The organism is Microbacterium sp. P5_B6 (assembly GCF_056400345.1).
Genome location: NZ_JBFULL010000001.1, coordinates 143,905 through 158,578, shown reverse-complemented (window position 1 = coordinate 158,578; position 14,674 = coordinate 143,905). Strand labels below are relative to the sequence as shown.

Here is a 14,674-nt window from a genome sequence, read left to right as displayed (position 1 = left end):
ATCAGCTCGCGGAGCGCCAGGACGGCGCCAGCCCCTGGTGCACGATGACGGCCCCGGATGCCGCGGCCACCGCATCGAGGATCGCCACCCCGATCGCGCCCTCGGGGCGCCACGGCGTGTAGGCCTCGCTCCACCAGGAGGTGGACTCCGGCGCCTCGACGCCGGGCAGCAGGCGGCCGACCTCGTTGAGGCGGGGAAGCATCCGCGGGCGCAGGACGGAGAGGACGACGACGTCGTCCGCCAGCACCTGGAGGACGGCCCCCTCGTCGAGGGGACGCAGCTCGAAGGGGGATGCTGTCGGGGTTGCAGCGGCACGCCAGACAGTTCCCGCCGCTCGCGCGACCGCTTCTGCGTCGACGGGAACGGGGCTGAGGAGCACGCTGCTACGGGGCATCCTGTCTCCTTTTCCGGCGAAGGCCCGGCACCGCTTCGGCTCCGACGGGGTCCGAGACCGCCGGGGGGTCGGCAACGAGCACCGGAGCGATGCCGAGAAGCGCCTCGGCCCCGTCGCCGTTCGCGGAGGGCGTGGCCACAGCCGGAGCGACGGCGGGTGACGCGGGCTCGATCGGCGACTCCGGCGCCGTGGGTGGGGCATCCGTCTCCCGCGTCGCCTGGAACTGAGCGATCTGAACGAGCGCGGGACGCTCGCCGCGCCGGGCGAGACGGCCTCGGCCTGCCACCATCGGCTCGGCGTAGAGCTTCGGGAGCAGCTGGCCCTCCGACCGGTCGCCCGACATGATGAGCGCCGTGCCGCCCGTGTCGCGCACGCCCTGCAGAGCAACATCGAACATCGCGCGCGACGCACCGGCGACGGGCCGGCTCACCACGACCGTGAATCGCAGATCGCGCGCCGACGCGAGGTAGGGCACCAGAGGTCGCAGCGGCTCGGCGCCGCCGGCCGCGAGGATGTCGAAATCGTCGGCGATCACGAGGATGCGGGGACCGCCCGCGCTGCGGTCGGCAGCGCGCTTCTCGAGCTCCGCGGCGATCGAATCCGCGAGCAGACGGGCTTGGCGCCCGGACGTGGCGTGACCGCCCAGATAGTCGTCGGGGATGTCGGCGGCCAGCTCGCCGCGGGCGTCCATCAGGCCGATGACCAGCTCCTCCGGCGAGTACCGGTCGATGGCGCCCTGCACAACGCCCCGCAGCACGGTGGTCTTGCCGCAGCGGGAGTCGCCGAGCACGAGAAGGTGCGGGTCGCGGTCGGCGAGGTGCACGGTGAAGGGGGTCATCGTGTCCTGGCGCAGGCCCATGGGGATCTGATCGGGCTCGTCGAGCGCATCGGGAAGATCGAGCGGCGACAGCTCCTCGGGAAGGAGGCGGATCGGCGCAGCGCCGGGTCCTCCCCACTGCGCGGCGCTCTCGCCGGCGATGCGCTCGAGCGCATCGCCGATGTCGGCATCGTCCACCTCTTCGAGGAGCGGCAGCGCGACCTGCGCGAAGAGCTTGTCATCGGTCACGACCCGGCCGGGCTCGTCGGCCCGGAGGGTCGAGGAGAGCTTCCGCGCGATCTGCGAGTCGGCCGGGTCGTTGAGCTTGAGCTCGAGCCGTGTGCCGACCAAGCCCTGCAGGTTGAGGCGCAGCTCGTTCCAGCGCGAGAGGGTGACGACGATGTGGATGCCGAAGCTTCCGCCGCGCTCGAGGAGCTGGCCGAACGCCGGCTCGAGATCTTCGAACTCGGTGCGGAGCGCCCCGAGGCCGTCGACAAGCAGGACGACGTCCGCGCTCGGGAGCTCGGGCAGCCGCCCCGCGGCGTGCTGGCGCCGCATGTCCGGGAGGGAGTCGAGTCCATGGTCGCGGAAGACCCGCTCCCGCACGGCCAGCATCCCGGTGAGCTCCTCGAGGAGACGTGAGAGCCGCTCGCGATGGCCGCGCGTCGCCACGCCTCCCACATGCGGGAACGGCTCGATGCGCGCGAGACCGCCGCCGGTGAGGTCCATGCCGTAGACGCTGACCTCGCGCGGCGAGTGGGTGAAGGCGAGCGATGCGGCGAGCGTGCGGAGGAACGTGGAGCGCCCCGACTGGGGTGCACCCATGATCGAGACGTGCCCGCCCGACCGGGTGAGGTCGAGCAGCCACGGCGCCTGCTGCTGACGACTGGGGTCGTCGAGGAGCCCCAGGGGCGCGCGGAGCCCGCCGCTGCCCTCGGTCGTGGAGAGCACGCCGCCGAGCGTGAGCACCGGCGGCAGGGGCGGCAGCCACACCGGACGCGTGCGGACCACGCCCCGCGTGAGGCGCGATGCCGCCGCCTGCACGAGGGTCCGCCCCGTCACGGGGGCCTCGGGCTGCGAGAGGGTGACAGCCGCGTCGTCGTCGTCCACGGCCGGACGATCGTAGGGCGGCAGCTCGAGGAGGGTCGGCAGGTCCGACCGGGACGGGTCGGATTCCGCCGCGGCGGGAACGGCTCCGGAGACATATCCCGCGCGGAAGCGCGTGTAGACAGAGGTGTCGACCTTGAGATAGCCGAAACCCGGGATCGCCGGGAGGTGGAATGCGTCGGGGGTGTCCAGGACGACGGCGGACTCGGATTCCGAGAACGTGCGGAGGCCGATGCGGTAGGAGAGGTACGTGTCGAGGCCGCGCAGGCGACCACCCTCGATCCGCTGGCTGGAAAGCAGCAGATGCACGCCGATCGACCGCCCGATGCGGCCGATCGTGAGCAGCAGCTCGACGAACTCCGGCTCGGCCGTCAGCAGCTCGCCGAACTCATCGATCACGAGGAAGAGGTGCGGAAGGGCGGGAAGCTCCGGGCGCTCGCGACGGAGCCGGCGGTAGTGCCCGATGGACGCCGCGTTCTCGGCCTCCTTGAGCAGTCGCTGCCTGCGCACGACCTCGCCCTGGATGCTGGCCCGCGCCCGCTCCGTGAGCTGCGGGTCGTCGGCGAGGTTGTCGATGATGCCCGCGACGTGGGGGAGCCCGGCGAAGGGCGCGAACGCCGCCCCGCCCTTGTAGTCGACGAGGATCATGCTGAGGTCGTCCGGTGAGTGCGTGAGGGCAAGACCAAGGATCAGCGTCCGCAGCAGCTCGCTCTTGCCGGAGCCGGTCGCGCCGATGCAGATGCCGTGCGGGCCCATGCCGAGCTGTGCCGACTCCTTGAGGTCGAGCAGCACCGGCGCCCCGCTGTCGTCGACGCCGATCGGCACACGCAGGAAGTCGCCCGGCGAGCGCGGCTTCCATGCCTCGCGCAGGTCGAGCGCGTCGACATCGGCGATGCCGAGCAGTTCGGTGACGTCGGGCGCGAGCGACGTCTGCGCATCGACGGCGCTCGTGCGCGTGAGGCGAAGTCCGGCCAGCGGACGGGCGATGACCTCGAGCAGCGCGGTCGACACGGGATCGGGACGGATGCCGGTCACGGCCTCCTCGCCGGTGCCCGGTGTCTCGATTGCGGCCATGCCATCGGCGAGGGTGACCCGTGCCGCGACGGCGGAGGGCTCCTTCAGACGGTCGTCGACGACGTGCACGATGGTGATCCCGAGGTCGGCGAGATCCAGCGCCGGGTCGAGGCGGGGGAGAGCCGACGCGGCATCCGTCCCCTCGTCGATGAAGATCACCAGGCGAGCGGGCTTCGTGCGGCGCCCGGTGCGGCGCGTCGCGGCGGCCGAGGCGACGCGGTCCCGCAGTTCGTCGGCGAGGAGGGACACCAGCTCGGCGAGAGTCGGCGCGATCCGCCGGGCGGCGACCTGGCCGGCCGGCACCGCCGTGGCCGAGACATGGGGCAGCAGGTCGAACCCCCGCCACTCGTCGCGAGCCCATGTCGGGATCACGGCGGCGAGCTGCACGTCATCCGGGGAGTGAAGGCTGCCGATCTGCGCCGCGATGGCGCGACAGATCCCCACCGTATGCTCGCGAGGGCCGACGATCGAGACGTGGCCGCCGCGCTCGAGGTCGAGGACCGCCGGGAGGCCCTGGACCACGCCCGCGAGCTGCACCAGCCTCGCGGCGGCGCCCTTCATGACCGGGTCGAAGGGCTGCACGGGGTTCTGCTCGGGAGGCAGCCTCACCTCGACGGCGCGGAGGTCGCCGGTGCCGATGCGGATCCGGAGGAAGTCGGCGTCGCCGGGGCGGCGCTCCCACCGCCGGGCGGGCTCGGCGCCGACCTCGATGAGCGTCCCGGGAGCGGGATCGAGGGCGAGCGAGGCATCCCGATGCGCATCGGCGATCTCGCGCACGGCGATGCGCTGCTCCTCCAGATAGTCGAGGTAGCGCTCGCGCTGGACGCGGCGCTGCCGGGCAGCATTGCCGCGGGCGCTGAAGGCCATGCCGAGGCCGCCGACGAGCGCGACGACGAGGATGACGGCGCCCACCACCACCATGACCGGGTTGTTGCGCAGCAGCACGATCATCGTGATGGACGACAGGCTCCCGAGGATCGGGAGCAGCGACTGGATCGGGAACGGCGTGGAGCTCTCGCCGATCGGCGGCGGGGGAGCGAGGACGAGCTCGGCGGGCTCGGGGAGCGGCCGGGTGATGCGCGCCGGCCGGTGGACGACGCGGATCGTCACGAGCCCACCGCCTTGCGCGCGGACAGCAGCGTTGCGGTGAGCTGCAGGAGCGCGTGACGGGCCGGGCCGGTCGCTCGCCCGCCGCTTCGGAGTCCGCGGTCGAACGGGATGCCGACCACCGGCGAAGCATCCGCCATCATGGTGCGCGCGACCGCGCCGCCCTCGCGACGGTGGTCCACCAGGGCCAGCACCGGAGTGGGGCCCTCCGGCAGTGCCGCGATGGCGGGTACGACCGCGCGCGCGAGTTCGGCGGGGGAGCGGAGGGCGCTGCTCACGACGCATACGACGTCGCACAGCGCGGCGCAGCCAGCGAGGTCGACGAGCGGATGCCGGACGCCGAAGTCCGTGATCGACACCTCGAAGAAGCGCGTGATCGGGGCAGCCTCGGCGAGCCACGGTCCGATCGCGCCTTCGGCGGACCCGGGGCGCAACGTGAACCAGCCGTCTCCGGCGGAAAGCCCCGTGACGGCATCTGCTGTCGTCCGAGCTCCGGCGCGGGCCTCGCTCGGCGGGATCGGCGCGCCGCCGAGTCGTGCGCCGAGATCGTGCTCACCGCCGGCGACGTCGATCGCGAGCGTCGGTTCGGCGCGCCGCGCCGCGACGACGCGGAGCACCTGCTCAGCGAGGGTCGTGGCACCAGAGCCCTTCTCGAGCGACACGAACCCGATCCGGCGTGAGGTGGAACGGATGCCGCGGATGGCGGCATCCCACTCCGTCAACCGGGTGCGGGTGGCGGCAGCGCTGCCGAACAGCGCGGCCGGAAGATCCCGCGCGGCGATGGCCGTCACGATCCGCCGCCGAACATGCCGAGGAGCTCGCTGTAGACCCCCAGTGCTCCGAGCAGGAGCGGCAGGAGCGCAACGACGGCGAGTGTCTCGACGACATTGCCGACGCCCCGGAGGCGTGCCCGGACGTGCGCGGCGGGACGGGCGAGGACGGCGACGGCGATCAGAACGGCGGACGCCGCCGAGACGGCGATGCCGATCCAGGCGAGGAAGCTGGTGAGCTGCGTGAGCACGGCCGTTCCCGCGATCGCCGCGACGACGGCCCACAGCGCCCACACCGGGGCGCGCAGCGGGAATGCCCGGGACCGGAGAGCCGCCACCAGTGCGAACGTGAGGGCGAGCAGCCCACTCCACAGCTCGGACGCGAGCACAAGGGCGACGCCCGAGACGGCGAGTACGGCGGAGACGAAGATGACGCTCCACGTCAGGGCCGAGTAGGCGTCGTCGATCGCCGCGAACGCCCGCGGACGTTCCACTCGCTCGCCTTCGGCCACGCCCTGGTCGAGGCGCGTGAGACCGGCGGCGGAGAGTGCGATCCACGGGAGCGGGCCGGTTGCGAAGGCGGCGATCGTGCCCGCGACGGCCGCGGATGCCTCCGCGCCGACTCCCGCCAGGAGCAGCACGAGGAGCAGTGTGGCGAGAACGGCGCCGACCGCCCCGCCGGCGGCCGCACCCGGGCGGCGCAGGGCGACGCCGACGCCGAGGAGCACGACGGCGGACCCCGCGGCGATGACGACGGCCGCGCCGATCAGCCCTGCGCTCGCCGACTCGTAGCCCTGGGCACCGGTCGCGGTGAAGGCGGCGAGCCCGAGCGGCACGACGAGCCCGGCGGCAGCCGCCGTCATGCAGGCCGAGACGCTGGGCAGGCGAAGGAGGCCGAGCGTCGTCGCGATCCCGAGGAGCACGGCGATCATGCCGAGGAGCACCCACGAGGCGGTCACGGCTCCCCCGTACGGTGCGATGAGTCCCGCGGCCGCCGCCGCGAGCGCGATGCCGATTCCCCCGGCGATGCTCCGGGCGCGGCCGTCCCAGCGATCGGGGCGGGACTCATGCACGTCTGCCGCCGCATCCGTCACATCGATCACGACAGGAGGGGGCGGGGCCGCGTCCAGCCGGACGAGGCGGAGGAGGGCGCCGTCTCCGAGGTCGAGCTGCTGCGGAGAGCGCCCGACGTCGACCTGCTCGCCGTCGGACGCCACGAGCGTCAGCGGCCGCGCCACAGTGCCGCCCGTCTCGCCCAGCAGATCGAGAAGTCGCGGGAGGACCGCGCCCAGCGGCTCGTCGCTCGAGACGACGACCTCGGCGCGGCGGGTGCTGCCGGCGACGGTCAGCCGGGTGTAGGTGCTCACGATGCTTCCCAGGGGGTCGATTCGAACGAAGGCGCCGAGATGGACGTGCTCGTCGGTGACGGCTGGGCCGCCTGGCGATCGTCGAGCAGCTGCAGGACGAAGGAGATGCCGACGCAGGTGGCGCAGGCGACCGCGGCGAGGATGAGCGAGGCCATGAGCCGGCGGGAGTGGTCGTTCACGGTGCGGCGCTCATCGATCCGGCCGTGGAGAAGGGCGGAACCCAGGCGCATGCGCTGGATCTTCGCCTGCTCGATGAGCACGGTGTCGCGCTGATCGGGCATCAGGCACCTCCTTCTGCCGCGCCGGGGCCGGCTCCCTGCCGCAGGCGCGCCGCGACCTGAGGCGAGACCGAGAGGAGCGCACCGACGCGAGCGGGATCGAGTGTCCGGAGCACCTCGGCCAGGCGCTGCCAGCCGCCGCCCGCGGGCGAGCCGAGCGGCAGCAGCACCCCGGGAAGGCGGGGACTGCCGACGACCGCCGCGCCGAACTCGCTCGCCCAGCGGCGGGCATCGATGCCCGAGGCGCGCACCCCGGGCGGCCCCACGAGGAGCGCGAGCGGCTCTGGCTGCATCGCGGCGGTCGACCGGCGGGCGAGATCGGGTGACCCGATGGCGGCGAACGCGACGCCGAGGAGCGGCATCCCGATCCCGGCGGCCCTGGCGAGGAACTCGCGTGCGGCGAGTCCGAGGCCGTCGACCGCGTCATCTGCGGGGCCCGCGATGTCGGCCCACAGGCGCGTGGTCTCTTCGAGTCCCTCTGCGGTGCGCGCGATGTGCAGCGTGCCGAGCACCGGATGCTCGCCCGAGGTGACCGCGGCCCAGCGGCTGTCGATCGGGATGCGGCGGCGGGTGCGCTCGGTCAGCTCGTCGCGGTCCCAGGGTGCGACGAGCGGCTCGGTCGGTCCCCAGGCATCCGGAATCCGCCCGGCGAACCGCTCGGAGGCGGCTTCCAGGACCCCGCCGAGTCGTACGGGTCTGCTCACGCGGTGCCGCGTCGACACGGTCACCACGATCTGCAGCCTCGTCGCCACCGCGGCCCGAAGGAAGGCGCGATGCACCCCGTCCTGCGTGGGGTGCGCCGGAAGCTCGAGCACGGCCTCCGGCTCGGCGAGGGGCGCCCCCGTGCGGGCGTCGTAGCATCCGTCGTCGGTGGTGCGGATGACCCAGTGCCCCTGCACGGCGGAGAGCGCCTCGGCGAGGGGCTGCGTCATGCGCGAGTGCTCACCCGACACGACGATCGGCCGGTCCCCCGCGGTCGCGACGCGGTGGAGGAAGTCGCTCATTCCGACCGTGAGCGCCACCACGTCCGCGCGCGACTCGGTCGCCGCCCAGCCGGATCCGCGGCCGTCGAGGAGAGGGTGGTCGATCGTCGCCGCGCTCATGCCGCAACCCTCACGGTGACGAGCCGATCGCCGAGCTCGAGGATCGTCTCGCCGCTGAGGGGAGTGCGCTGGTGAGGAAGGAGCGGCTGCGACGCGCTCGCCGTCCGCACGAAGGTGCCGTTGGTCGAGGAGAGGTCGGTGACCCACACGAGGCGGCCATCCCACTCGAGACGTGCGTGCGACTTGGACAGGGTGCGCGAGAGGTCGGTCCAGCGGTAGATCTCGGCGGGGGCATCCGGCGGGGCGGAAGGATTGCGGCCCAGGACGAGCGCTGCGTCCAGCGTCAGGCGCTGCCCCGAATCCAGTTCCAGGACGGGGGCGAGCGTGCTCCGCGCGGGAGTCGCGACGAGGCGCTGCTGCACGGGGAACTCGAAAGGCGAGAGTGCAGGCGCGAACGGGTCGCGGCCACGGTGGACATCGAAGGTTCCGAGACGTCCGGCGACCAGCCTCGAGAGGACGGATGCCCCGGCCGCCGCGCCGGTCGACCGCTCGACCGTGCGGGTCCCGGCGGCGATGCGGCCGAGGGTCCGGCCCGACCGCCCCAGCGTCGCGAGGCTCACGACGACGAACGCGACCGCCGCGATGGCGAGGATCCAGCCGCCGGACTCGAATCCCCACACGAAAAGGAGGCTCGCGATCACGGCGAGCGCGACCGGGACGAGCACATCGAGTGCCAGCGCGGCGAGGCGCTGGCTCGCGCGTGCGGGCGCCGTGAGGACGAGCGGATCAACGTCGCCCGGTGTCGTCTGGTCCACTGTGGTCATCGCAAAGGTGCTTCCCCCCGAGGGAACCCCCCGAGTCTAGACGGACCCACGGCGCCGCCCGCGTGGAGGCCGCACCGGGGGCGCTCACAGCGCGGTGACAGCGGGCTGACAGTGCCTGCCCCGCCGCGACAGCGGAATGACAGCGCCCGACCGGCACGCTGTGGGAAGCCATTCAGAGAAAGGCATTCCCATGACTTCATCCATCTCCGCCGGCACCCTCGCCGTGCGGGCTGAGGGCCTCGTGAAGGTCTTCGGCGACAACCGTGCCGTCGACGGCGTCGACCTGCGCGTCGAGGCCGGAACCGTGTACGGGGTCCTGGGCCCCAACGGCGCCGGGAAGACCACGACCATCAGCATGCTCGCAACCCTGCTGCGCCCGGACGGCGGACGTGCCGAGATCTTCGGGCACGACGTCGAGCGCGAGGCGCAGATCGTCCGGCAGCTCGTCGGCGTGACCGGCCAGTACGCGTCGGTCGACGAGACGCTCTCGGCCACGGAGAACCTCGTGCTGTTCTCGCGCCTGCTCGGGCTGTCGCGCGCCGACTCCCGCCGGAAGGCGGCGGAGCTGCTCGAGGAGTTCGGCCTCACCGAGGCCGCCAAGCGCCCCCTCAAGAAGTTCTCCGGCGGCATGCGGCGGCGCCTCGACCTGGCGGCATCCCTCATCGCCCACCCGCCGCTGATCTTCCTCGACGAGCCGACCACGGGCCTGGACCCGCGCACCCGCGCACAGATGTGGGACACGATCCGCCGCCTCGTGGCCGACGGCTCGACCGTCCTCCTCACGACCCAGTACCTCGACGAGGCCGACCAGCTCGCCGACCGCATCGCGGTGATCGACACCGGCAAGGTCGTCGCCGAGGGAACACCCGACGAGCTCAAGAGCTCCATCGGAACATCGAGCCTGCAGCTTCGCCCGGCCGACCCCGCCGACCTCGACGATGTCCGCATCGCGGTCGAGCGCGTGCTCGGCGTGGCGGCCGCCGTGACGCCCGAAGCCGCTCGGCTCACCGCGCCCATGCAGGACCCGGATCTCGTGACCGACCTGCTGGTGACGCTCCGCGAGTCAGGTATCCGGCTCGCGGAGATGAGCGTGCAGAAGCCCACGCTGGACGAGGTCTTCCTCACCCTGACCGGCCACGGAGTCGTCGACTCCGAGAAGCCCGAAGCAGCGCTCGAAGGGAGCCGCGCATGACCACTTCATCCCTCACCGCCACCACCGCGCTCAAGAACCACGTGAGCATCGGCCAGTCCGTCCGCAACTCGCTCACGATGGCCGGCCGCGGTCTCCTCAAAGTGCGGCGCACACCCGAACAGCTCATCGACGTCACGGTCCAGCCGATCATCTTCACGGTGATGTTCGCGTCCATCTTCGGCGGCGCGATCGCCGGCAGCGTCGAGAGCTATCTGCCGTTCCTGCTGCCGGGGATCCTCGTCCAGACCGTCATCACGACCTCCGTCGTGACAGGCGTGCAGCTGCGCGAAGACATGGAGAAGGGAGTCTTCGACCGGTTCCGGTCGCTGCCGATCGCGCGGGTGGCGCCACTGGCGGGGGCACTGCTCGCCGACACGCTCCGCTACGCCATCGCGACGATCCTCACCTTCGCGACCGGATACCTCATGGGCTACCGGCCCGCGGCCGGCCTCGCCGGCGTGCTCGCTGCGGGGCTGCTCGTGATCGGTGCGGCCTGGGCGCTCAGCTGGATCTTCGCGTTCTTCGGCGTGATCGCCCGCACGGCGGCGTCGGTGCAGGGCATCTCGTTCCTGATCCTGTTCCCGCTGACCTTCCTCTCGAACGCCTACGTGCCGATCGACACCCTGCCTCCGGCACTCGCCTGGTTCGCGTCGATCAATCCGGTCACGCACCTCGTCTCGGCGACACGCGCGCTCACGCTGGGCGTGGATGCGGGGGCGGACATCGTCGCGACCCTCGTCGGCGCGGTCGTCGTGGTGGCTGTGTTCGCGCCGCTCACCGTGCGGGCGTACATGCGCAAGGCATGACGGATGCCGCAGCCTCCCCTAGGCGGAAGGCTGCGGCAGCAGGGCGGCAAGCCCGTCCAGCTCGTCCGATGCGGCGCCGAGGAGGATCTCCTCCGGCGCCGCATCGCCGTCTGGGAGCACGAGGCGGTAGAAGACATCGGTCGCATCTGCCCGCCCTCGCACCGCGGAGGAGACAGCCACGGCGCGGTGCGCGGCCGTGCGCTGATCTGCCGCGGCGAGCCAGCCCGCGAGCGACAGGATCACGTCGGCGAGGATCGGCTGGTCGCCGGTGCGGCGAGCGAGCGGAAGCGCGACCGCGATGGTGCGGGCTGCCTCATCGAGCCTGCTCAGCAGGATGAGCGCCTGAGCGCGCTTGGACGCGGCCCACGCGGTCATCTGATCCGGGAAGCCGGGCCCGATCGCGTCGTTCGGCAGCTGGTCGAGCTGCGTCAGCGCGGCGGCGCCGTCGCCGGCGGCGATCTCGACGCTCGCGGCGCTCATGTGAAGCTGGGCGAGGGTGCGGTCCGACCCCTCATTCCGGGCGATGACCTCCATCTCCGCGAGCCGTCCGCGCGCTTCTTCTATACGCCCGAGCCGAAGCAGGATGCCCAGACTCTGCGACCGCTGCTGCAGCAGGTCGCTGACCGACGTCAGCCCCGTGAAGTCCCGGGTGGACGCATCCGCGACCTCGAGTGCCTCCTCGAGGCGCCCCTCGAGCGCGAGCCACTCGCCGCGCAGCTGGCTCGCGAAGGCCGTTCCCCAGACATCCCCCAGCCGACGGAAGCCATCCATCGCCCGCTCGCTCTCGACTCCGAGTGTCTCGACATCTCCCATGTTCTGCGCGACCGCCGAGCGCATCATGCTCACGAAGGCCCACGACCAGGAGGGGGCGTCAGGCGCGGGGTCAGGGATGCGGAAGCTCTGCGCCCACAGGCCCCCGTCCACGTGCCGGTCGATCGCCTCGGCTACGGCTGACAGGAGCGGTCGCAGCACGTGCGTGAGCGCGGACGGGTGCCGCCGAGCGGCCTCTACGACCCGGTCGCTCCGCGGTCCGAAGTCGCCGAGCTCTTCGGCGAGCCGACCGTCCGGTCGACCGCTCGCCATCGCTGCGAGCAGGAGGGCCAAGCCGTTCACGACCGTGGCGGGCTCGGAGTCGAGCGCGCCGTCCGCCGACGAGAACCGGCGGATCCCCGCTTCGAGCTCCGGGAAGCGCTCGCGCATGAGCCACTGCCAGATCGAGGTCCGGACGAGCGCGACGCCCGTCTCGTGGAGCCCCGGCTGCTCGGCGGACGCGCGGAGGGCGGCCGACAGATTCTCCTCGTTCGCGTCGAACCAGTCGAGCGCGCGCCGCACGTCCGGGCCCCGGAGCGAATCGTCGCGGGTTCGCGCGAGCTCCGCCATGACGACCGCGTGACGACGACGGGCGTCGGTCTCACCGCCCCCGGTGCGCAGGCGATCCAGTCCATACGCCCGGACGGTCTCGAGCATCCGGTACGCCCCGTCGCCGCGGCGGAGCAGCGATCGGTCGACGAGCAGGTCGAAGGCGGCGGCATCCGTCTCGAACTGCTCCGCCACGGCAGCCGCGTCGACGGCGGCGACGCCATCTGGGAAGACGGATGCCGCCAGCAGCGCCTCGCGCTCCGCTCCGCTGAGCGTCTCCCAGCTCCAATCGACGAGCGCCCGCAGGGTCTGGTGCCGCGGATCCGATGTGCGGGGCCCCGCCGCGAGGAGGGCGAATCGATCATCGAGACCCGAGTCGATCTCGTCGAGGGTCAGGGTGCGGGCGCGTGCCGCCGCGAGCTCGAGGGCGAGGGGAAGGCCGTCCAGGCGCCGGACGATCCGCTCCACGACGGCGGCCTCGTGCGGTGCCGCGCCCTCTCCGCGGGCGGCCCGGACGCGCCTGGAGAAGAGATCGATCGCATCCTCGGCCGGCAGTGGGCCGAGGTCGACGAACGCCTCGCCCGCAACGCCGAGGGGCTCGCGGCTCGTCGCGAGGACTCGCGCGGCGGGTGCCGCCCGCAGGAGCGCCAGCCCGACGTCGGCCGCCTCTGCCGAGACATGCTCGCAGTTGTCGAGCACGATCAGGACCGCCCGACCCGAGAGCGCATCCAAGGCGCGCTGCCGCGGCGTCGCCGGTGCGGGCGATGTCGTGTCTGCGGTGCGGATCCCGCGGCTCGCGGCGGCCGCGACCACCGCCCACACATCTCCGGGAGCCGCCGGAGCGAGCTCGACGATGATCGTCGCATCGCCCCATGCCCGCGCGGTCTCGAGCGCGAGCGTCGTCTTCCCGGCGCCGCCCGGCCCGATGAGCGTCACGAGGCGCTCGGAGCTCAGCTGCGCGCCGATCGTCGCCAGCTCGCGGTGCCGGCCGACGAGCGGCGTCAGTGCGGCCGGGATCGCGGCAGTTGCGAGCGGTGACGCCGGCTCAGCGGTCCGCGAACCTGCTGCCTCGCGGACGATCCGCTCCGCGTGCGCCCGATCCTCGAGCAGATCGCGCACGACCCAGTCAAAATCGAGGCCCGGAGTCCAGGGGTCGCCCACCCACAGGCCGAGCGCCTCCCTCGCCTGCACGGTCGCCCGAGCCGTGTCCGGGTTGCGTCTCGCCGCAGCGACCAGGTCTTGGAACGCCGTCAGATCGACGTCTTCGCGAGCGACGGCGAGCCGGTACCCGCCCGGTTCTGACGCGATCGTCTCGGTGCCGAGGACCCTCCGCAGCCGCGACACCAGCGACTGCAGTGCCGCTCGGGGGTCGCCGGGTGCGTCATCCGGCCAGACGTCCTGCGCGAGAGGACGGTACGCGACCGTGGTGCCGGCATCGAGCGCGAGCCGGTAGAGCAGCGCCTGCTGGCCGCGGCCGGCGACGACGAGCGGCTCGCCCCCAGAGCCTTCCAGAGCGAGCCCGCCGAAGAACCTCAGCCGCACGCGTCAACCCTATGAGGGTGAGAGGCCGTTCGAGAGCCCGCTCACCGAACCCCGACTTGCGGAGAAGGGTGACCGGAGCGACCACCGCCGGCCGGCGCGACAGCATCCCGAGTCCCACCCTGCGTCGATCCACACTGCCCCGCGCCCACCGTCCGCACTTCGCGGACCTGCGCGATTGTGGGGAACCCACGGACCGCGGAGGTGCGGAGCAGCGGAGCCGGGGAGTGGGGGATCCGGGGTGCGGCCTGCGGAGGAGATGCGGGCTAGCGGAGGATGAATCCCGCGGCTCGCTCCTCCGATCGGCGACACTTCCTCCGAAAGCCCGCCTACCCCTCTCCTCCCGCGAGACCGACACGCAGTGGATCAGACTCCGCCGCCCCCGGCGATCTTCGCGGCAGCCTTCATCTCGCGCTTGTGCTCTCGCACCTTGGCGAGCGAGTCCGGCGAGACGATGTCGGCGACGCTGCGGTACGAACCGTCTTCCCCGTAGGGCGCCGACGCCTCGCGCCAGCCCTCGCCGGTGAAACCGTACTGCTTGCCCAGCAGCGCGAGGAAGATCTTGGCCTTCTGCTCGCCGAACCCCGGCAGCTTCTTCAGCCGACGGAGGACCTCCGCTCCGTCGGGGTCGTCTCGGGTCCACAGCGCGGCCGCCTCGCCGCCCCAGTCCTGCTCGAGCGCCGTGCACAGGCTCTGCACCCTCGCGGCCATGGATCCCGGGTACCGGTGGATCGACGGCGTCTGGCGGAACGCCTCCACGAGGGCGTCCGGGTCGTAAGAGGCGAGGGTGGCGGCATCCACTGATCCCACGCGCTGCTCGATCTTGAGCGGCCCGGAGAAGGCGACCTCCATCGCGACCTGCTGATCGAGCAGCATCCCGATCAGCAGTGCGAGGGGATCCTCGCTCAGCAGCCGGTCGGCGTCGGCGTCTCCCGTGATGTGAAGCGTCATGCCGCCAGTCTCGCACTCGGGTGGGGGGCTCGCCACGACGGGCTGC

General features: G+C 72.6%; 11 protein-coding genes. 2 read left to right on the top strand and 9 right to left on the bottom strand.

All coding sequences use genetic code 11. From position 1 onward, the window contains the following. Nucleotide 1: 1 nt before the first annotated feature. From AC1DP3_RS00665 to AC1DP3_RS00635, 7 genes are read right to left on the bottom strand one after another with little or no spacing between them, the layout of a single operon-like run. The gene (locus AC1DP3_RS00665) at nucleotides 2–394 is read right to left on the bottom strand and encodes a hypothetical protein (RefSeq protein WP_477290253.1); all 393 of its coding nucleotides are present in this window, start codon (nucleotides 392–394) and stop codon (nucleotides 2–4) included. Continuing rightward, the gene (gene eccCa, locus AC1DP3_RS00660) at nucleotides 384–4,502 is read right to left on the bottom strand and encodes a type VII secretion protein EccCa (protein WP_477290251.1); all 4,119 of its coding nucleotides are present in this window, start codon (nucleotides 4,500–4,502) and stop codon (nucleotides 384–386) included. The genes AC1DP3_RS00665 and eccCa overlap by 11 nt, the downstream gene beginning before the upstream one ends. Next, nucleotides 4,499–5,290: a hypothetical protein gene (locus tag AC1DP3_RS00655; protein WP_477290249.1), complete on the bottom strand. Its 792-nt coding sequence runs from the start codon at nucleotides 5,288–5,290 to the stop codon at nucleotides 4,499–4,501. Before AC1DP3_RS00655 ends, eccCa begins: the two co-directional genes overlap by 4 nt. Next, a complete protein-coding gene (locus AC1DP3_RS00650; RefSeq protein ID WP_477290248.1) occupies nucleotides 5,287–6,636 on the bottom strand; it encodes an EsaB/YukD family protein in 1,350 nt (449 codons plus the stop codon). The genes AC1DP3_RS00655 and AC1DP3_RS00650 overlap by 4 nt, the downstream gene beginning before the upstream one ends. Beyond that, nucleotides 6,633–6,917 (bottom strand): hypothetical protein, encoded by a 285-nt coding sequence (locus AC1DP3_RS00645; RefSeq protein ID WP_477290246.1) that lies wholly within the window; start codon nucleotides 6,915–6,917, stop codon nucleotides 6,633–6,635. Before AC1DP3_RS00645 ends, AC1DP3_RS00650 begins: the two co-directional genes overlap by 4 nt. Continuing rightward, a complete protein-coding gene (locus tag AC1DP3_RS00640) occupies nucleotides 6,917–8,017 on the bottom strand; it encodes a DUF6177 family protein (RefSeq protein WP_477290244.1) in 1,101 nt (366 codons plus the stop codon). The genes AC1DP3_RS00645 and AC1DP3_RS00640 overlap by 1 nt, the downstream gene beginning before the upstream one ends. After that, a complete protein-coding gene (locus AC1DP3_RS00635) occupies nucleotides 8,014–8,781 on the bottom strand; it encodes an FHA domain-containing protein (RefSeq protein ID WP_477290242.1) in 768 nt (255 codons plus the stop codon). Before AC1DP3_RS00635 ends, AC1DP3_RS00640 begins: the two co-directional genes overlap by 4 nt. Nucleotides 8,782–8,971: 190 nt before the next feature. Between AC1DP3_RS00635 and AC1DP3_RS00630 the strand changes: the two genes are divergently transcribed. Both AC1DP3_RS00630 and AC1DP3_RS00625 read left to right on the top strand, forming a co-directional pair. Further along, nucleotides 8,972–9,973, top strand: coding sequence for an ATP-binding cassette domain-containing protein (locus AC1DP3_RS00630; protein WP_477290240.1), 1,002 nt, complete (start codon nucleotides 8,972–8,974; stop codon nucleotides 9,971–9,973). Beyond that, nucleotides 9,970–10,779 carry an ABC transporter permease gene (locus AC1DP3_RS00625; RefSeq protein ID WP_477290238.1) on the top strand — a complete coding sequence of 270 codons (810 nt, stop codon included), beginning with the start codon at nucleotides 9,970–9,972 and terminating at the stop codon, nucleotides 10,777–10,779. The genes AC1DP3_RS00630 and AC1DP3_RS00625 overlap by 4 nt, the downstream gene beginning before the upstream one ends. A gap of 18 nt (nucleotides 10,780–10,797) precedes the next feature. Here the strand turns inward: AC1DP3_RS00625 and AC1DP3_RS00620 are convergent, their stop codons facing one another. Next, a complete protein-coding gene (locus AC1DP3_RS00620; protein WP_477290236.1) occupies nucleotides 10,798–13,680 on the bottom strand; it encodes an ATP-binding protein in 2,883 nt (960 codons plus the stop codon). A gap of 363 nt (nucleotides 13,681–14,043) precedes the next feature. Further along, nucleotides 14,044–14,628 (bottom strand): HhH-GPD-type base excision DNA repair protein, encoded by a 585-nt coding sequence (locus AC1DP3_RS00615; protein WP_477290234.1) that lies wholly within the window; start codon nucleotides 14,626–14,628, stop codon nucleotides 14,044–14,046. Nucleotides 14,629–14,674 lie beyond the last annotated feature (46 nt).